Origin of the sequence: Runella sp. MFBS21 (assembly GCF_029433105.1) — a bacterium.
GTDB lineage: Bacteria > Bacteroidota > Bacteroidia > Cytophagales > Spirosomataceae > Runella.
On record NZ_JARNTW010000003.1, the window covers coordinates 221,301 to 239,778 of the forward strand.

Consider the following 18,478-nt stretch of genomic DNA (forward strand, 5'->3'; position numbering starts at 1 on the left):
ATAGCCAAAATTCGGCAAGAAAACTCAGTGCTTAGTGGTAAAAAATAGTTGTTTTTAACCTTATAAAACTTCCTTTTCAAACCGCTGCTTGTCAAAGCCTGTTTCGCCTAAATTTGGTTATATTTGAAAAAAACATTCGGAAACTATGGAAGATACCAAACTCATTCCCAAAATCCTGATTTACGAAGAATTCGACGGCATTCCTCTTTACCGAAAAGGGTACAAGGATTTTGTGTTAGGGCTGAAAAAAATTGAAGAAATCAATATAGGTACTAGTGCATTACAATCTTTTATTATCGCAGCTATCTTAAAACATTTGTTCAAAATATTGCCAGATACCTATTCGGCACTAAGCTCTGAATTGGGGCTTCATCTATCTAAAAACGCTAATTTTTCGGCCGATATCGCCATTTATAAAGAAGGACGCTTGAATATTGGATTTCATTCGGTCAATTATGTGGACACTCCTCCCAATGTGGTCATCGAAGTAGATATAAAAATAGAAGAGTACGATTATTTTAAAAGCGAAGAAGAATACTTTCATCGCAAAACCGAACAGCTGCTTCAATGGGGGGTAGAACGGGTCGTTTGGGTATTTTCTTCCTCCCGCCGAATCTTGGTTGCCGACAACCTTCAAAAATGGGAGTTTATCCGTTGGGACTTACCCTTTATCGTCATCGATGATTATGAAATAAACTTGTGGGAACTGATGCTCAAAAATGGGTTTCAAGTCGAACTCAAATCCCTGTAAAGGTTGGGAACCTTTACAGGGTTAGTTAGCTTTTACAGCCCCACAAATTCAGCATTGAGCTGAAGGCGGCGTTCGGGATTAAGATTACTCTCTTGAATCAAAATATTGGGCGTTACTCCAGCAAAACGTTTAAAATCTTTGACCAAATGCTGGTAATCGGTGTAGCCTGTTTTCACCGCAATACTCAACCAATCCAAATCTTGACGGGCATCTTTGAGCGAATAAGCTTGATAAAACCGACAAATACGAGCAAAATATTTAGGCGTCACACCTACTTGTCGCTCAAAACGTTTTTCAAATTGCCGAAAACTCAAACACGCATCACTGGCCGTTTGGGTGAGACTAAAACCCTGAGGATTAGTCAAAATGAGATTACCTATCTTATCAATGGGTTCAAACCCAAACTTGACTCGGGTAACTTTTTTTGTAAAATATCGGTCAAGAATAAGCGGTAGCTCGTCGTAGGTAGTTGCATTAGATAATTGGTCTTCCACATCGTCGATTTCTCGTCCCAAAATCGCTTGCGCTTCTACGTATTGATGCAGAAGTTCGTACATCGGAATCCGTAGTAGTTTATGAATGGCTCCGGGCTGAAATCGAACGTGTACCATCATGTATTCGGAAGGCAAATGTAGATTTTGGCGAGTAGTAGGCAGACCAAAAATGCACGTTTTAGGACGGACTTTAAACTCTCCTGTTTCTACGGTTTCGGCGGTTTTGGTACCTCGTATTACAAACGTCATTCCTTCTTCGGGATTAACAGGATATGCCTTTATGGGAAACTGAATGTCTTTCCCAAATCGCATGTGCAGCACCAAATACTCTTTGATGTAGGCTTCGAGAATAGGGGCGGGTTGACAACGTTGGCAAATCATAGCGATCGAATAAACATAACTTACAATCGTTGTTTAAAGATACACAAAAGTTTGATTATCAGCCTATTTTGGTAAATAATAATGTTCAGAGATACTAGTAATTTTCCAATCATTTCCTGTTTTTTCGAGCAAAACGATTCGGTGTGCTTTTACTGCTTTTCCGTCGGGGGCTGTATAGGTGGTTTGATAATTAGCACTGGCGAAGTTACCCGCCGATTTGATACGAAAGTCGGCATTGCTGACACTTAGTGGCATAGCAGGTGGAAAGGCATCATCGCTGGCGAAATCGGCACCTGTGCGTGAAGTGTACGTACCATCGGGCAGATTTACACTTACAATGGTATGTTTTGTGTCTTTGGGATCAAACAACCAATGCTTCCGAACTTCGCTGGGCTGATGGGCTTTGAGTGCTTTTGCTTCGGCGAGTAGCGTGGCCTTAATAGCTTCTTCGGAGGGTTGGGCATACAGACTTCCCGACGTAATCAAGAGAACAAAGAGTAAATTTTTCATTTTTGAACAGGCAGTTGGGTAAAACATAACTGCACAAAAATGAAAAGTTAGAGTGAGATTGTAGTGGTAAAAAATCGTTGAATTACAGGTGGTACGGACGTCCCGTCCGTCATTAACAACTAGACTTTCCCAAAAAACAGCTGCCAAATTTTATCTAATAAAGGTTGATTTCCCAAAAACAAATAAGCGACAAGAGCCAAATTAAACACATAATATCCCAAGCCAATTAAGTAAGGCTTGTACATTTTTCGAGTAAAAAACTCTACTCCAAAGAATAACAACCAAAAAACCAGCTGCACAGCCAAGCCATTGACAAGCAGGCGAGCTACCGCAGGATTGAGAAAAGGGATGACGGTCATCACCATAAATCGAGCGTGGTAAGCGGGCTTTCGGCGAAAGTATATAGCCAAGCCATAAAAAGCCAAGAACACAGGTACATCGAATAGGTTGGCAGTGAAAACAGGCAGGCTTTTTTCTCGACTTTGCTCTTGGTTGATAATCAGTATTAGCGATACGACCATCAACGCCACCACTACATAAGAAGCCTTACTTACCCACCGATGCCATTCGAGTTTTTTCTGCACAATCAAAATTGGTTGGACAATGAGCATCAGCAACCAGATAATGATGAAGATAGCGTGAAAGTGAGTAACGGTAGTGATGGTAATAGGAACATTGCCAATGGGACTGATAACGCCTTGAAAATCTGGAAATTCACCAAAGTAACTTTGGTAGAAGCAATAGATGACCAAAATAAAAAAGGCAACAAAAAAGTAGGGTAGAAAGCGGTAGGTTTTTTCCATGATGAATGTTTTTTTCGAAACTTACTGCCTTTTAAGCGTGTAGAGGTGGTAAAAAAACGACAGAATTTAGCGCGTAGCCATTGTTTTTGTCACCAGCCCCAGTCTGCGTTCGGGAGAGTCCAGTTCTGCTTGAAGGATAAGATTGGGCGTAACGCCAGCAAATTGTTTGAAGTCCTTGACTAAGTGTTGGTAATCGTTGTAACCCGTTTGTAGAGCGATACTTAGCCAATCGAGTGAAGTGCTTTGTTGTTTGAGCTCAAATGCTTTATCAAAACGACTAATGCGAGCCAAAAATTTAGGGCTAACGCCCATGCGTTCAATAAACTGTCGTTCCAGATGTCGTGGACTCCAACACGCCTGGTTTGCTAGCCAATCTAACGAAAAACGATTAGGGTCTTTAATCAGCAGCTGCCCAATTTGAGCCACTGGACTTGCGTCAATTTTTCGTTTTTTTGCTTTTTGCCACAAGTAGGCCTCCGCAATTGTGATGATGTCATGGTAAGAGGAAGCATTCGCCATTTGTTCATTGACGGTTTTTATTTCATGTCCAATCACACTTTCCGTGTCGAGGTATTGGTCGGTAATGCAACGGAGCGGTACACCAAATAATTGGTACATGGCGTCGGGCCAAAACACCACCTTGAGCATGATATAGTCGTTTGAAATGTGCAAGTTAAGTCTCGAAACTTGCTGACCTGACACGTAACAGGCACCTCGTTGTACGACCTCGTCGGTGTGTTGATTGATACTCGTAAGCGGAGTTCGCGGGTTAAAAGTAAGGCATTGTTCGGGACAAGGCGGGTATGGTTTCACAAAAGAAGCATTACCCTGCTTTACCTTAAAATGCAGCAGCAAGTACTTTTTGACAAATGGAGCAAGGAAAGGCGAGGGATGAATGTGTTCAAAAACCATTCTTTTTTTGAAATAGAATTGATAATGAGCTAGTTCAAAGATAAAGAAGAAATGGAGAAGAGGAATACCGTTTAATAAATACGACGGTAGAGACGTTGCAATGCAACATCTCTACAAAACACCGTAATGTCCCTACCTTATGGACAGACCCAGAATTTTTGAATTGTATTTTTTATAGACACCAGCCATTGCCGCCATGTCAAGTCCCACGAGAAACAAAAGTAGTATCGCCCCCGTTGGCTGATACACGTTTGCCATCCAGAAGAAATACAAATTTGCCCGTAAGCACGCAAAAAACTCATTCTGTCAGTAAATGGTAAAAAAATCGACCTTGTAAAGGTTTTGAACCTTTACAAGGTTAGCTTGGCTTTATTTTCAAAAACATCCAAGCCACAATGACCTGTAAGGCTAAACCTGCAGGAGCTCTGTATAACCAGTCGTTTGTTTTCAATTCCTTAATCAAAGACAACGAATGAGTGTTGTTCAATGGGATTTGAAAATGAGGAACAAAATAAAGGGCTGTAATTGCAAAAAGGTAAAGTACCAATAGCAAATAGCTTGTAACCAAGTATTTTGGAACTTCTTTTGGTCGTTGCCAATACATGGCAATCAATAGAAAAATCGGGGAGAAAGCTGCAAAAACGAACATAATGCTAAACAACAGACTGGGAGGTGTTTGTCGGTAAGCCAGCCAATCTTTTGCGCCTACGGTTTCCCACAAAGGATACGCCAGACTACCTTCAATGCTTGTTGTACCCAAATTGTAAAAGTTCAATACAACGACACAAAAAAATATCCATTTGGCAACAGGCTTTATATCTCGAAAATATACATACAGGAATGACAGCAAAATAGCTACTTGCAATGCCGAAGGAATAATTTGAAAATAAAGCGTTTGGGACAAAAGATGTCGATTTTGCGTTGCATCGTAGCCTGTGATTGCCCATTGTGTATAGATAGGCATCATCACCAACAGAGTAGTTGCCACGGAAATTGCACCTAATACTACGCCGGCATAAACAGCCCATTTGGGAAAAATAGGAGGAGCCAGCCAAATCATGGAAATAGATGACAACAGCATTAAAACAGCGGGTACATAACCAACCCAAATCATTAAGCTATTGTAGGTGGTTACGTACAACAGAAAGTTTTCATGCACATTCGCAAACTGAGGATTCACGATGAATTGTAACATCATCGTAAGACCAAAGTGGCGCAACGTAAGAATACTGTAAAGGAGCAATGCCCATTTGGTGGTAGTTGGGTTGTTGTTGATAGCCATTTTTTCGATAGTGATAATTATTACCCCAAACTAAGTTTCACTTCCGATACTCGTTGCCATGCTGCTATGCCAAGGATTATCCACGGAATGCCCCAAAAACCAATCACTGCCGCAGGGCGGTTGCCTGTGACAATCAGTAGCGGAAACATAAACAAGAATGGAAAACAACCTACCACCAAAGGCACGTACCGTTTCCAACCCGTCCATATTTTTTCTTTGATACTGGCTATTCCTACCAAAATCATTCCCAAACCACTCAGAAAAGCTCCCAGCGGCGCAAAAGGCAACGGCATCCATTGTCCTAAAATATAGGAAATAGCTCCAGCGATAGAAACATAAAAGAATTTACGTCTTTTGCCAAAGCCTGTAGGCTCTCCTGTTTTCCAAAGAGACACTGCTCCTATGAGCATCGAAAGTGTGCCGATTAATCCAGCCCAAGATTGTAAATTTTGTGGAATCAAATCATCCATAACCACCAGAAAGGGAAGGATAAATCTGCCTTTACCATCTTCATCAACTGCCCCTAAAAACCAGAATGGGAAACTGAAAACCAAGTAGGTAATTCCTGTAATAATAAAGCAACTACTTGCTCGCTGCAAATGTATAACCTTTTCGTTCATAATGAGTTGTGTTTTTACAAACCTATTTTTAAATAAGGAAAAAAGCATAGTAAAAAAACGACATTTTTCTTGTAGTACTTCTTTGTAATCAAGCCTAATTGATGTCATTTGTCCTAATTTTCGTACATTTGTTTACCAACTGAAAGTACCATTGGATCATTGACCCCGCCCCCCAAACCATTGAACAATACCACTACGAAGATGGTCAATATGAACTTACCCTAAAAGCCGCTGAAGGCACAATCAAAAGTTTTGTCATGAAGGGTTCTCCATCCCGATTCAGGCGGTGTTTGACGAAGCTCTGAACATCGAAACGTTGAAGACTTTGATGTAGTTTGTCAGTATATCACCGCATTTTCAAAATCAAAACCAGTAGGGACGGTTCCTGTAAACTGCTTAAAATCACGCAATAAGTGATTGTGGTCAAAATAGCCACAATCGTAAGCAATATGTAACCAACTGCGGTTGGGTTGTTGTTGCTTGATTTTCATCGCTCGATTGAAACGCACAACTCGACTATAAAACTTGGGAGATACTCCTGTTCTTTCCAGAAATTTCCGCTCAAACTGCCGATTGCTCAAACAAGCATCATGAGCCAACTCATCCAACGAAAACCGATAAAAATCGGGTTGCTCCAATACAGCATCAATCGGATGTCTTTCGACTTGATACTTCCTCACTTTTTCCAACAAAAAAGCGTCTGTATAACATACCATTTCTTCAAACGTATCAGCATTTTCAATCTGTTCTCGTAGTTCGTTGATTTTGTTTCCCAATACCAAATTCATTTCTTCGTGACCTCCCGTAAACAACGTCATCGGTATACCAAACAGCCGAAAAAAGCCTGACGGCTGCAATAGTACTTTAAACATTCGATAGTCGTTAGGAATCAACAAGTTGTGGCGTAAGGTTGTTTGCCCCGTAACGACATTATCAGGAATTGTAGCTGATGTATTATCCAAATAATATACCTGTAATTTGCCTTTTGGATAAAAATAAAGGCAGGTTTCGGGGATGGGCGCAATGGGCAGATTCAAGGTAGGTGCTTCATGCTGAATGTGCAAACACCAATATTCTTTTACGAAAGAGCGCAAAATGGGCAGAGGTAGAAATTTTTGTAGCAAAGCACATCAGGTTTAGTGTTCTTGAAAATACACCAAAAGTACCTGATATACAAGAAGATAGACCGTAAACTTAGTAAACGGTCGATAATCATTCTGAGACATACAAAGCAATGCTTCTTTTGACAAAAAAAACTTTGCTAACCAAGGTATAATACACAAAAATCCCTGACCTTCGATAAGAAAAAGTCAGGGATAAATCTATCTTAGGTAATATAAAATCGTTGTATTCAAGAGAACGTATAGCCCTCTAACAACTAACTAAAAGTTAAACCTTACACCAAGGCTGGCTTGAGGATGTAAATAAAAAATAGCTGGTACTAATTCCGCATACAATCCTGCCTCTACAAAACATGAAAGAGGACTTCCGCTCACAAAATACTCAGCGCCTGCTAGTCCAGCACCTCCTAAAGAAATATTGTTGGTATATTCTTTAAGTCCAGGGGCATTGCGAGATTCAAAATAGTACCGGCGTGAGTTGATTTGCCCACCAAAACCATAATAAACATGCAGCAATTCTTTCTTGAAAAGTCCATGATGCCATAAATAAGTAGCTCGCAACGACAAGCCAGCGTTTTGGTAATAACCTTTGCGGTATTTGCGATCACGGCCATAAAACAACCCGTACGTTCCTACCGAAACATCAAATGCTTTGTTTTCACCAAAATACTTCCGAAGATTTACCCCTGAAGGCTCTACCAGCTGAAACCCAACCGCCCAGTTGTTGTACTGTGCCAAGGACGGCAAAAATGAACATAACGAAAAGAGGAACGTAAATAAAAGCTTCTTTTTCATTGAAAATAAATTTGGTTTTCTACAAGACAACTACCTATCATCAATCCCTCATCGCTCAAGCCACTACCGCAAACTCCTTTAGGGTTTTTATTAATATATCATTTTCTTCAGGTGTGCCAACCGTGATTCGTAAACAACCATCACAAAGAAGCACTTTAGAACGATCTCGGACGATGATTTTTTGATCAATCAAATACTGCATCACCGCCGAAGCATCTTCAAAAGCTACCAACAAAAAGTTAGCATCCGAAGGATATATCTTATTAACTAACGGCAAGCTGGCCAAATTCGTGCCCAAACGGGCGCGCTCAGCCAAAATATCACGCACCATTTTGTTTTTTGTTTCTACGTGATTAAGCGCTTCAAGTAACAACTGTTGCGTAGCCCCACTCAAATTATAAGGAGGCTTGATTTTATTCAAAACCTTGATGATTTCTTCCGAAGCAAAACACATTCCCAAACGCAAAGAGGCCAAGCCCCAAGCTTTAGAGAAAGTTTGTAACACCACAAGATTAGGATAAGTATCCAATTCTTGGGTAAATGAAGGCTCATCCGAAAAATCAATATAGGCTTCGTCCACAACGACTAACCCGCTGAATTGCTCCAAAAGGGCATAAATTGCTTCTCGCTTTACCGAATTTCCGCTAGGATTGTTGGGCGAACATATCCAAATGATTTTGGTATGAGGTGTAATAGCTGCCAACACTTTCTCGGTATCAATCTGAAAATCGGGCGTGAGAGGTACTTTGATGGCAGCCACGTCATTGATATCGGCACTTACTTGGTACATGCCATAGGTAGGAGGCAACAAAATCATGTTGTCTTGGCGAGGAGTACAAGTAGCCCGTACCAACAAATCTATCGGCTCGTCAGAGCCATTTCCTAAGAAAATCTGTGAAGGACGTACGCCTTTAATGGGTGCCAATTTTTCTTTAATCGCCCACTGATAGGGGTCAGGATAGCGATTCCAAGCTTGACCATTGACCGCCGCATAGGGGTTTTCGTTGGCATCCAAGAAGATACCTTCTTTGCCCGTGTATTCGTCCCGAGCCGACGAATAAGGTACTAAATTAAGAATATGAGGGCGAAGTATTTTTTCTAAATTAAAAGTCATTGTGCTAATCGGAAAAATTCTTGAAAACTATCTATTTCACGACAAACTGCTCAATCGTAAACTTACAGCCCGCTTGTGTGCCTGTAGCGATTCGGCTTCAGCCATCGCCTCTACGGTAGGGCCTAAAGCTTTCAGGCCTTCAGGGGTGATATGCTGCACCGTAATTTTTTTCACAAAACTATCTAACGATACCCCGCTGTATGCCCGAGCGTGGCCGTTGGTAGGCAAGGTATGATTGGTACCAGAAGCATAATCTCCGCAAGATTCGGGGGTATAATTTCCTAAAAAGATAGACCCCGCATTGATGATTTTTTCGCATACTTCGTCGGCATTCCTCACACTCAATATCAAATGCTCGGCGGCGTATTCGTTCAACAAATCAATCGCTTCTTCTTCGGTTTCTACCAAAATTGCCTTGCTGTTTTCGATAGCTTTACGGGCAAAATCGCGACGAGGCAATGCTTCCAACTGTGTACTTAAAGTGATATTGACCGAAGCCAAAAATTTCTTATCAGTCGAAACTAACAATACCTGACTGTCAGCTCCATGCTCCGCTTGCGACAACAAATCTGCCGCCACAAAAGCCGGAACAGCACTGCTATCACCATACACTGCCACTTCTGATGGCCCAGCAGGCATGTCTATTGCTACTCCTTCTTTGGCCAAGAGCATTTTGGCCGCAGTCACGTACTGATTGCCCGGTCCAAAAATCTTATATACTTTCGGAATCGATTCTGTACCATAAGCCATAGCTGCAATAGCCTGCGACCCTCCTACACGGAAGATTTTGGTAACTCCTACCAACTGAGCCGCATACATAATTGCGGGGTGGTCACTTGGCGTACAAAGCACTACTTCTTTACAACCTGCCAATTGAGCCGGAACTCCCAACATCAGCACTGTACTAAACAACGGTGCCGACCCACCGGGGATGTATAGCCCCACTTTCTCGATTCCGACACTCCGTCGCCAGCAAGTTACCCCTGTCATGGTTTCTACTTTCTGAACAGGCTGGTATTGGGTTTCGTGAAATTTACGAATATTGGCATATGCCTGACGAATCGCCGCTTTTAACTCCTCAGAAAGACTAGCCTCCGCCGCTTCTATCACTGAAGCAGGCATCGCTACATCTACCAGCTCAATTTTATCAAATTTTAAGGTCAATTCCTTAATAGCAGCATCACCTTCTTTTTGTACTTTTTCTAAGATTGGGGCTACCAATTTTTCGATTTTGGCCATGCTTTGGGTAGGGCGAGCCAAGAGTGACGGCCATTCGCTACGGCTAGGATATGGAATGATTTGCATGAGTTGTGTCAGTATTTGTCTTGAATATTAAGCATTTATGCAAAATTAGACTTTCCAAGTTTTTAATTTTTCTGATTATCAAAGGCATAGGCATAAAACTTGGAAAGTCTAAGCTAATTTTACTTAACTACTTACCTCAAAGATTCCAAAATTATCGAATCATTTTTTCAATAGGTATGATTAAAATCCCTTCTGCACCTGCTTCGCGAATTTTTTCAATATTTGACCAAAAATCGTTTTCGTTAATCACCGAATGCAACGACACCCATCCTTCCGTTACGAGTGGCAATACCGTCGGTGCTTTCATCCCCGGAATGTATTGCATGATTTCATTGACTGAAGCCGCCGGACAATTCAGCAAAATATATTTGTGATTTTGGGCCGCTTGCACCGCCTTGATTCTAAACATGATTTTATCAAGCAAAAGGGCTTTTTCTTCGCTCAAATTAGGAGCGGCTATCAGTATAGCTTCCGAACGATAAATAACCTCTACCTCTTTGAGTCCATTGCTAAGTAAGGTACTTCCTGAACTCACAATATCGCACACAGCATCGGCCAATCCGATACTGGGGGCAATTTCGACCGAGCCGCTGATTTCGTGAATGTCGGCTTCTACCCCATTTTCTTTTAAGTAATTTCCCAAAATCCGAGGATACGAAGTAGCAATGCCCCTTCCTTGTAAATCCTGAACACCATTCCACTGCGTACCTCTCGGAACTGCCAATGAAAGACGGCATTTAGAAAAGCCTAATTTATGTACTACGGTCACTTCACGACCTGTTTCGGTATATACATTTTCACCCACAATTCCCAAATCCGCGACCCCATCCTCGACATAGCCCGGGATGTCGTCGTCGCGTAAAAACAAAAATTCGGCAGGGAAGTTGGCCGAAATAGATTTCAGTTTACCCGAAGAGCTACTATCAAACTGAATCCCACACTCTTTGAATAATTTAATAGAATCGTCGCTAAGGCGTCCCGATTTTTGAATGGCAATACGTAACATGAATGATTGGTAGTTAGGTGTTTACAACTGTACTTATAGCACAGTGAAACATTTGAAAATCTAATAAAATTGGAGGGGACGAATGACTCGTATCCTGAAGCCATACGTTATAAAAAGTTTCTACGCTCGCCCGTAGGCGTGGTGGTGATGATGTCGAAAAAAAGCGTAGTTGGGTGTTTTCACGAAGAATTGTACAAATTGATGCTGCAAATGTAGCTTAGTCTCTGAGGATTGTCAAGGATTTGTACAAAAAAAGAGGATTTTAGGCTAAAACAACGCCCAAATCATGTTTTTGGGCTTTTTTAATCAAAAAACTAGCCACTGCCAAATCCTGCACGGCGTTTCCGACGGATTTAAAAACTGTAACCTCATCTTCGCTAAGACGAAAAGGTCGAGGCTGGATCAATATTTCGCCTAGTTCTGTCAGATGGGGGGTATTGCTCAAAAAACCTTCTTTCATCGCCAACACAATATCTCCTGCCTCAGCCAAAGCCGCCGAACGCTGCTCTACCACAATTTGGGCTTTTTGCATGGTAGCCGCTGGAATCTCGCGGGCATCTGGCCGATAAGCACCAACGGCATTAATATGAACCCCCTTTTTCAAGTATTTGTGTTCAAATACGGGCACATTTGAAGTAGTGGCGGTACAAATAATGTCGGCCTCCTCCAATTGAGAAGGCTCCTGCGCCGCTTCTGTCGAAAGCCCTAATCGGTTGTGTATTTCCTCACAAAAAGCCTCCGTTTTCGCGATATCTCGCCCAAAAACAAGTATTTTCTCTAATGACCTTACCGCAGCCACGCCTTCGATTTGGGTACGTGCTTGGGCACCTGTTCCAAAAACTGCCAACACTTTGGCGTCTTTTCTAGCCAATACGTCGGTCGCTAATCCTGCGGCGGCACCCGTTCGCAGCGCCGTTAAATACTCCGCATCCAAAAGCGCCAGCGGTTGCCCATGAATCCCATCCATGACCAGCATCATGCCATGTATCAATGGTAAATTTTGGGCTGGATTTTCCCGAAAAATCGTAACAACTTTGACGCCTAATGCTTCTGATGAAGGCAAATAGACGGGCATAAAAAGGGTTTGGGCATTTTGCTCAGGTTGGGGAAGATTAACCCTCAAAGGTACTACAGCCTCTCCGTTTGAAAGACTTTGGAAAGCCTCTTTCATCACGTCAATAGCCTCCACCATTGATACAGCCTCCGCCACCACTTGACGCGAAAGAAAACGAAAAGTTGAATGCTCTTTCATCATTACGTTTTTCATGATTCACCTTAAAAAGAAACCCTGTCCCAAAGCGTCGTCGGGGTCAATCAAAAATGTATTTTTCCCACAGATATGTGCTCTACCCTCTACTTCTGGGATGACAGCTCTGTGGGGTCCAAAAGTTGTTTCTTGTTTTACCTTTGCCACAAATCGACTCCCCACAATGCTCTCAATCACCATCGGCTGACCTATCGGTAATTGTCCTTGTGCATGATGCAGTGCCACCCGCCCACTAACGCCCGTACCCGTAGGACTACGATCCACTTCACCCTCGGCAAAAATACATACATTGCGGCTATCTGTTCCTTCAGAATGCCCCTTGCCATAAAAGATAGTACCGTACAAAAAACTCAAATCTTCCTCAAAGGGATGTTTGATTTCGAGCTTATCCATAACGGCTTTTTTGATAGTCATGCCTTTTTCAATCAAAAGTCGATAATTGCTTTCGGCCATGCCTAGCCCTATCTTATCGGCATCTACGTAGGCATAAAAAGCCCCACCATACACCACATCAAGCAGTACTTCACCAAGTCCTTCTACCTCCACCACTTGGTCGCGATACAATACAAAAGATGGTACATTTTCAAAACTTACCGAGCTCACATGCCCCTGATTGACATAGGCATAGGAAGTAATCAACCCCGCAGGTGCTTCTATTATCAGCTTTGTAACAGGCTCTTGGAGTGGCACCAATCCCAATTCCACGGCGACTTTTGTAATGGCGATGATACCATGCCCACACATAGAGCTGTAGCCTTCATTGTGCAAAAAAATCACTCCAAAGTCTGCATTGTCGCTACTAGCCTCAGTCACAATGCAGCCATACATATCAGCATGACCACGGGGTTCCCACATGAGGGCTTTTCGCAAATAGTCAAGGTTTTGTTTTAAATACCGCCTTTTTTCTAAAATGGTATTTCCTTCCAATAGCGGTAACCCCGACGTAATAATCCGCAGCGGTTCGCCTCCGGTATGCGCATCGATAGTTGTAATTTGTAACCATTCTTTGGGGGGATTCCAATCATTTAACGCCGCAAGACGTTGGGCAATAGAGGACATAAAGCGTTTAAATATTTTTGAAAGTGAGGTTAAAATAAGTAGATTTCGGACACTTTTCTAAAAAACGTGCAAAATGAAAATAGTTTTAATACAGTTTATCTTTATCGCTGCGCTTTTGGTAAGTTTTGAGGGTTTGGCACAGTATGGATATGGGGGTTATGGCGGAGGTTATGGATATGGCCGTGGGTATTCCTCTAGGAGTCAATTTCCCGATACCCCTCGCAAACCCCTCACCCCCGACAAGATCGCCGAGGAACAAACCAAGTGGATGGATAAAAAGCTAAAGCTTACCGACGAACAATCGCTCTCAGTCGAAACCGCCAACTTAGACTATGCCTTACGTCTGAATGATTATCAGGAAGCGTTTATGAAATCACACGCTACTACCAGACCTTCGCCCCAAGAAATCCAACAAGTAAGAACTACCGTAGAAAAATGGCAGGCTGAAAGAGAAACCAAGTTTCAATCAATTTTGACGCCTGAACAATGGGAAATATACCAGAAGAAAAAGAAAAGTATGCCACATACTTCAGGGTAACCTCCTAACGCAGGGGGCGTTCAAAACGCCCCCTGCGTTTCGGCATTTATCCAAAACGCAAAGGATTAAAATCCTGAATATCCATACTGGTTTTGGCCCCTAAGATTAATTCTGCGACAAGTTTCCCCGTAGCAGGACCAAGGCTTACACCCATCATACCGTGGCCGGTAGCTAAAGTCACGTTTTCAAAACTTTTTACCCTTCCGATGTAAGGCAAACCATCGGGTGAACAAGGACGCAAACCACGCCACACTTTTTCTTTTTCTGGCAATGCCACCTCCATGTCGGGGTAGTAGCGATTGATTCCCTGCACAATCCCCCTCACTCGGTTCATGTTTATCGTCATGTCAGTACCTGCTACTTCGAGCGTACCTGCAAAACGCAAATCTGTCCCCATTGGCGTAGCCGTAGCTCGGGCTTCGAGCATGATAGCAGGTACTTGGATATTTTGAGCTATATTTTTTACCATAAAACTGTAGCCCTTTCCCCCTTGAAGTGGTAAGGATATGCCCAATTTTTCGGTCAAAACAGGCGACCACGCTCCCGCCGCAATGACCAATTCGGCCGTTTCTGTTTTGAATATACTACGCTCTCCACTCGTATTTTTGGTCTGCACCGCCATGATTTTATTGCCTTGTTTTTCAAAAGCAATTACTTCCTGATTTTCGTGAATCCACACACCTCGTTTTTTCAAATAACTCACCAAGTTTTTGACAAGCAAATTGGGTGTAATATGTGCGTCTCCAGGATAATACACCGCCCCTTTCACATCTACTCTCACCTGAGGTTCAAGGTCTTGTACTTGCTGCGCCGTGAGTATATCTGCCACAATCCCCGCACCATTAGCAAGGTGGGCTTCTTCGGCCATTTCGTGCTCAGTATCAGCATTTTTATAGAGCATCAACAACCCACGCTCATGCCATCCAAAGTCTATCTCTTGCGAGGCAGCTAAGTCTTGAAATAGTTTTTTACTCAACAAACTAATATCTCTCAACACCGGAATCGAGCGTTGTACGTGCTGCTCAGTCGAATGTTTCCAAAAGAGCATTCCCCAACGCATCAAATCCCAACTCAACCTTGGTTTGACGTAAAAAGGGCTGGTCGATTTGAGCATCCATTGTAAGCCTTTTGCAATCATACCGGGCTGAGCCAAGGGCACAATATGACTCGGCACAATCATTCCTGCATTGCCAAAAGAGCAGCCATCTTCAAAAGTACCTTGTTCGATTATAGTCACTTGGCAGCCAGCTTTTTGGAGATAATAGGCCGAAAACAAACCGCTTACGCCTCCTCCGATGATTGTGATTGAAGTCATAGTTTTTGATGCTAAATTAAAGACTCAAAGTTACGACGAGCCTTATATGTTTTGATAATTCGAAGTTGACGACTTCTGATGAAATTTTAACCCATACTTCTTACCGCCAAAAGCCAAGATTGTATTTAACCCTTGCTTGGTTTATTAATTTTTGATTGTATTTTTGTACACTTCTTTTTTCTAACAGGCCAGTCATGAAATGCTAATTAACCATCGGCATACCAAAGGGCTATTTGCGTGCATTTGGCTCCTTGGAATCTTACAGACAGCCGTAGCGCAGGTATATTATTTCCAGCACTACGATATTTTTTCGGGGTTGGGGCAATCACAAGTTTCTGACATCGAGCAGGATCGCTTTGGATATATTTGGCTTTCGACGCGGGGCGGAGGGCTTTCCCGCTTTGATGGTCTGCATTTTACAACCTACCGCAAAGAAGATAATTTGCCTGCCAACAATATCGTATCTCTCGAAATTTCGCCCAAAGGTCACATGTATGTGGGCACATCATTGGGGCTTTCTATTTATGACGGAAAAAAGACCCTGCCTATCAAATCCCCCAGTACAGAACCCTATACCGTATCGTCAGTCATAGGTGATAAAAAAGGGAATATTTATGCTATTTGCAACGCAAGTAGACTTGGGAAACTAGTCAATGACAGTCTCATTTTTTTAAAAAAACAAGGTTCAGAACGCCCTTCTTTCTATAGTGATCTGGCGGAGACACCTTCTCGGCAACTCATGGCAGCCACCTATAGTGGTGAAATATTTGAAGTGACTCCTAGCCATCTTCAACGACGCCACACTGTCCCCGAAGGGCTTGTACTAAGATGTATGATGTTTGACTCCAAAGATAGTCTTTGGCTTGGTACCGAAAAGGGAATTTTCAGAACATCAGCAAAAAAACAAAATATAAAACTCGATGATTTACAGTTCATTAGCAAAGAATTAGCCTATGAAATTACGGAGACTTCTGATGGAAGTATTTGGGTTGGATTAAGTGTAGGAGCACTGCGCTTTAAACAAGGCAACATTCTTCAATTTGGGATTCATAATGGTTTCACCAATTTTATGGTCAAGGGCTTACTTGAAGATCGAGAAGGCAATATCTGGTTTATAACCGACGGCGACGGGGTTTATAAATTCACAAATCCTTCTTTTACAAGTCTCAACGAAAACGCAGGTCTTACTTCCAATACCATTTCCTCTTTTACTATTACCTCTTCTTGTATATTATGGATTTCATATTTTGGCCGTGGTCTTGATATTTGGAATACCAAAACCCAACAAAAAATCGCTGTTCCCAAAGAGCTCCAAAACAAGCGCATCAATTGTTTATCAACTGACAATGAAGGGAATATATGGATTGGATTGGCAGGGCCGGGTGTTTATAAGGTTTCTAAAAATCAAGTTCAATATATTCCTTTAGAAGACTATATTACTTCTCATGGTATTATCCTTTTTTTGGAAGCTGGTCAAGGAAAAGATATGTGGATTAGTACTTCTAATGGGGTTTTGATACACGATGGTAGCAAGCTAAAACACTACACCTATCAAGAAGGTATCAAAGGCTTGTTTGTAAGAAGAACTTTAAAACTTTCTTCTGGTGAAGTAATTATATCAGGAGCTAGGGGTCTAAATTTGATAAAAAATGGGGTATTAAGCGATTTTTCGTATGACAAAGATTTAGCTTCCTTTTCGGCACTTAGCATGGCTCAGCGAGCCGATGGACTAGTGGCTCTTGGAAGCTTTGAAGACGGGGTGGCAATACTCGACCTTAAAAACGGTCGAAAAAACTATTTTACGGTCAAAAATGGACTTTGTTCCAATCTCATTTACAATACCATTTTCGATAAAGAAGGGCGTTTATGGGTAGGAACCGAGCGAGGAATCGACCAACTCACCTTGGATAAGAGCCTGAGAATAACCAATGTACGTCATTTTAACGAAACAGACGGTTTCACCGCTCGCGAAACCAACGCCAATACGATTGCACTTTCGACACAGGGAGATATATGGATAGGTACTATCAAAGGGCTATTTCACTACCACCCTAGCAAAGCCAAATCAAAGCTAGAGAATCTCAAAGTTCATTTTACAGACGTAAGGATTCCATTTGATACTACAAACCTATTTCAATACCAAACCAAAGAAAACAGTTGGTACAATGAACCTATCCATTTGGAGCTTCCACATACCAAAACCCAGCTCAAAATCAGCTATATAGCTATCAATCATAGCCGCCCTGACCATATTCGTTATCAGTATCAGTTGGAAGGAGCCGATACCGATTGGCTAGGACCTACCGACCAAACCGCCGTGGTGTATTCTCACCTTACGCCCGGCAAGTACACGTTTAAAGTAAAGGCCTCTTTGGGAGACAATCAATGGGGCGAAATCTCCACTTATGAATTTGAAATCGTTCCGCCTTTTTATCAACGTTGGTGGTTTATTTTAATCATTGTTGTAATAATGGTTTCCATGGGCATCCTCTCGCAAAAGCTTTATATTCAGTATCGTACGCGCAGGGTATTGGCGTATGAAAAACTCAAACAAGAGGCAGAAGCCGCGATTAGGGTACAAATAGCTCAAGATTTTCATGACGAACTCGGCAATCGATTGGCCGCTATTAGAATGCAATCCAATGTGCTTAAGTTTCGATTTAACGGCCATGAAAGCGAAGAAAAAAGGATTGTGGGTGAAATCGAAAAAAATGTCGTGAGACTCTTTAGGGACACCAAAGATTTTATTTGGTCTATCGACCCCGAAAGCAACCAGATCACCGAGTTGGCACTCTATATCAAAGACTTAGGCGAAAATTTATTACAAGATACTCCTATTAGATTTCATGCCAACACTCATTTCCCTGCCGATGCTACAGACTTGGTTTTGCCACCAGGCTGGAGTATTCAAGTGATTATGATTTTCAAGGAAGCACTCACCAACTGTGTCAAACACGCTCAATGCAAAAATATCTACTTTACAGCAACGATTGAGCAGCAATTGTTGACCTTTGAATTGATAGATGACGGAATAGGTATTAAGTTTCCCACGGAAGGCTATCATAAAGGGCTAGTTAATATGCGTCAAAGAGCTGAAAAAATACATTGCCATTTGACCATAAAACCCGAAAATTTGAAAGGAACAATCGTACAACTAAAAGGGAAAATACCCACCAAAACAGCCTCCCTTAAAAATAGGTAGCTT

General features: G+C 42.1%; 17 protein-coding genes. 3 read left to right on the plus strand and 14 right to left on the minus strand.

Translation table 11 applies throughout. The features are described from left to right. The first annotated feature begins 145 nt into the window (after window positions 1–145). On the plus strand, window positions 146–751 hold the full coding sequence (locus P1X15_RS08305) for a Uma2 family endonuclease (protein ID WP_277337685.1): 606 nt from the start codon (window positions 146–148) through the stop codon (window positions 749–751). Window positions 752–783: 32 nt separating this feature from the next. Here P1X15_RS08305 and P1X15_RS08310 read toward each other — a convergent pair whose 3' ends face one another. The 13 genes from P1X15_RS08310 to P1X15_RS08370 all read right to left on the minus strand — a co-directional run bounded on the left by P1X15_RS08310 (window position 784) and on the right by P1X15_RS08370 (window position 13,420). Next, window positions 784–1,626: a helix-turn-helix domain-containing protein gene (locus tag P1X15_RS08310; protein ID WP_277337686.1), complete on the minus strand. Its 843-nt coding sequence runs from the start codon at window positions 1,624–1,626 to the stop codon at window positions 784–786. 63 nt (window positions 1,627–1,689) lie between these two features. Further along, window positions 1,690–2,136 (minus strand): hypothetical protein, encoded by a 447-nt coding sequence (locus P1X15_RS08315; protein ID WP_277337687.1) that lies wholly within the window; start codon window positions 2,134–2,136, stop codon window positions 1,690–1,692. 119 nt (window positions 2,137–2,255) lie between these two features. Continuing rightward, window positions 2,256–2,939: a hypothetical protein gene (locus P1X15_RS08320; RefSeq protein WP_277337688.1), complete on the minus strand. Its 684-nt coding sequence runs from the start codon at window positions 2,937–2,939 to the stop codon at window positions 2,256–2,258. A gap of 66 nt (window positions 2,940–3,005) precedes the next feature. Next, entirely contained in the window at window positions 3,006–3,851 is an 846-nt protein-coding gene (locus tag P1X15_RS08325) for a helix-turn-helix domain-containing protein (RefSeq protein ID WP_277337689.1), read from the minus strand. 358 nt (window positions 3,852–4,209) lie between these two features. Continuing rightward, window positions 4,210–5,133, minus strand: a complete 924-nt coding sequence (locus tag P1X15_RS08330; protein WP_277337690.1) for a hypothetical protein — start codon at window positions 5,131–5,133, stop codon at window positions 4,210–4,212. A gap of 20 nt (window positions 5,134–5,153) precedes the next feature. Continuing rightward, entirely contained in the window at window positions 5,154–5,753 is a 600-nt protein-coding gene (locus tag P1X15_RS08335) for a hypothetical protein (RefSeq protein WP_277337691.1), read from the minus strand. Window positions 5,754–6,091: 338 nt separating this feature from the next. After that, a complete protein-coding gene (locus P1X15_RS08340; RefSeq protein ID WP_277337692.1) occupies window positions 6,092–6,877 on the minus strand; it encodes a helix-turn-helix domain-containing protein in 786 nt (261 codons plus the stop codon). A 258-nt stretch (window positions 6,878–7,135) separates the two neighbouring features. Next, window positions 7,136–7,669: a hypothetical protein gene (locus P1X15_RS08345; RefSeq protein ID WP_277337693.1), complete on the minus strand. Its 534-nt coding sequence runs from the start codon at window positions 7,667–7,669 to the stop codon at window positions 7,136–7,138. Between the two features lie 55 nt (window positions 7,670–7,724). Beyond that, window positions 7,725–8,783, minus strand: coding sequence for a histidinol-phosphate transaminase (hisC, locus tag P1X15_RS08350; protein ID WP_277337694.1), 1,059 nt, complete (start codon window positions 8,781–8,783; stop codon window positions 7,725–7,727). A 36-nt stretch (window positions 8,784–8,819) separates the two neighbouring features. Then, window positions 8,820–10,088 carry a histidinol dehydrogenase gene (gene hisD / locus P1X15_RS08355; RefSeq protein ID WP_277337695.1) on the minus strand — a complete coding sequence of 423 codons (1,269 nt, stop codon included), beginning with the start codon at window positions 10,086–10,088 and terminating at the stop codon, window positions 8,820–8,822. Between the two features lie 151 nt (window positions 10,089–10,239). Further along, window positions 10,240–11,094, minus strand: a complete 855-nt coding sequence (hisG, locus tag P1X15_RS08360; protein WP_277337696.1) for an ATP phosphoribosyltransferase — start codon at window positions 11,092–11,094, stop codon at window positions 10,240–10,242. A 262-nt stretch (window positions 11,095–11,356) separates the two neighbouring features. Then, on the minus strand, window positions 11,357–12,361 hold the full coding sequence (locus P1X15_RS08365; protein WP_277337697.1) for an ornithine cyclodeaminase family protein: 1,005 nt from the start codon (window positions 12,359–12,361) through the stop codon (window positions 11,357–11,359). A gap of 3 nt (window positions 12,362–12,364) precedes the next feature. Then, window positions 12,365–13,420 (minus strand): proline racemase family protein, encoded by a 1,056-nt coding sequence (locus tag P1X15_RS08370; protein ID WP_277337698.1) that lies wholly within the window; start codon window positions 13,418–13,420, stop codon window positions 12,365–12,367. A 73-nt stretch (window positions 13,421–13,493) separates the two neighbouring features. On the opposite strand from P1X15_RS08370, the gene P1X15_RS08375 reads away from it, so the two are divergent. Then, window positions 13,494–13,958, plus strand: a complete 465-nt coding sequence (locus P1X15_RS08375; RefSeq protein ID WP_277337699.1) for a hypothetical protein — start codon at window positions 13,494–13,496, stop codon at window positions 13,956–13,958. 46 nt (window positions 13,959–14,004) lie between these two features. Here P1X15_RS08375 and P1X15_RS08380 read toward each other — a convergent pair whose 3' ends face one another. After that, window positions 14,005–15,273 (minus strand): FAD-binding oxidoreductase, encoded by a 1,269-nt coding sequence (locus P1X15_RS08380; protein WP_277337700.1) that lies wholly within the window; start codon window positions 15,271–15,273, stop codon window positions 14,005–14,007. 199 nt (window positions 15,274–15,472) lie between these two features. Here P1X15_RS08380 and P1X15_RS08385 point away from each other — a divergent pair, with 199 nt between their 5' ends. After that, window positions 15,473–18,475 carry a two-component regulator propeller domain-containing protein gene (locus P1X15_RS08385; RefSeq protein ID WP_277337701.1) on the plus strand — a complete coding sequence of 1,001 codons (3,003 nt, stop codon included), beginning with the start codon at window positions 15,473–15,475 and terminating at the stop codon, window positions 18,473–18,475. Window positions 18,476–18,478 lie beyond the last annotated feature (3 nt).

What these genes read in the sequence shown, in the direction of transcription:
- P1X15_RS08305 (WP_277337685.1), top strand. Translation starts at nt 146, where the DNA reads ATGGAAGATACCAAACTCATTCCCAAAATCCTGATTTACGAAGAATTC.
- P1X15_RS08310 (WP_277337686.1), bottom strand. Translation starts at nt 1,626, where the DNA reads ATGATTTGCCAACGTTGTCAACCCGCCCCTATTCTCGAAGCCTACATC.
- P1X15_RS08315 (WP_277337687.1), bottom strand. Translation starts at nt 2,136, where the DNA reads ATGAAAAATTTACTCTTTGTTCTCTTGATTACGTCGGGAAGTCTGTAT.
- P1X15_RS08320 (WP_277337688.1), bottom strand. Translation starts at nt 2,939, where the DNA reads ATGGAAAAAACCTACCGCTTTCTACCCTACTTTTTTGTTGCCTTTTTT.
- P1X15_RS08325 (WP_277337689.1), bottom strand. Translation starts at nt 3,851, where the DNA reads ATGGTTTTTGAACACATTCATCCCTCGCCTTTCCTTGCTCCATTTGTC.
- P1X15_RS08330 (WP_277337690.1), bottom strand. Translation starts at nt 5,133, where the DNA reads ATGGCTATCAACAACAACCCAACTACCACCAAATGGGCATTGCTCCTT.
- P1X15_RS08335 (WP_277337691.1), bottom strand. Translation starts at nt 5,753, where the DNA reads ATGAACGAAAAGGTTATACATTTGCAGCGAGCAAGTAGTTGCTTTATT.
- P1X15_RS08345 (WP_277337693.1), bottom strand. Translation starts at nt 7,669, where the DNA reads ATGAAAAAGAAGCTTTTATTTACGTTCCTCTTTTCGTTATGTTCATTT.
- hisC (WP_277337694.1), bottom strand. Translation starts at nt 8,783, where the DNA reads ATGACTTTTAATTTAGAAAAAATACTTCGCCCTCATATTCTTAATTTA.
- hisD (WP_277337695.1), bottom strand. Translation starts at nt 10,088, where the DNA reads ATGCAAATCATTCCATATCCTAGCCGTAGCGAATGGCCGTCACTCTTG.
- hisG (WP_277337696.1), bottom strand. Translation starts at nt 11,094, where the DNA reads ATGTTACGTATTGCCATTCAAAAATCGGGACGCCTTAGCGACGATTCT.
- P1X15_RS08365 (WP_277337697.1), bottom strand. Translation starts at nt 12,361, where the DNA reads ATGAAAAACGTAATGATGAAAGAGCATTCAACTTTTCGTTTTCTTTCG.
- P1X15_RS08370 (WP_277337698.1), bottom strand. Translation starts at nt 13,420, where the DNA reads ATGTCCTCTATTGCCCAACGTCTTGCGGCGTTAAATGATTGGAATCCC.
- P1X15_RS08375 (WP_277337699.1), top strand. Translation starts at nt 13,494, where the DNA reads ATGAAAATAGTTTTAATACAGTTTATCTTTATCGCTGCGCTTTTGGTA.
- P1X15_RS08380 (WP_277337700.1), bottom strand. Translation starts at nt 15,273, where the DNA reads ATGACTTCAATCACAATCATCGGAGGAGGCGTAAGCGGTTTGTTTTCG.
- P1X15_RS08385 (WP_277337701.1), top strand. Translation starts at nt 15,473, where the DNA reads ATGCTAATTAACCATCGGCATACCAAAGGGCTATTTGCGTGCATTTGG.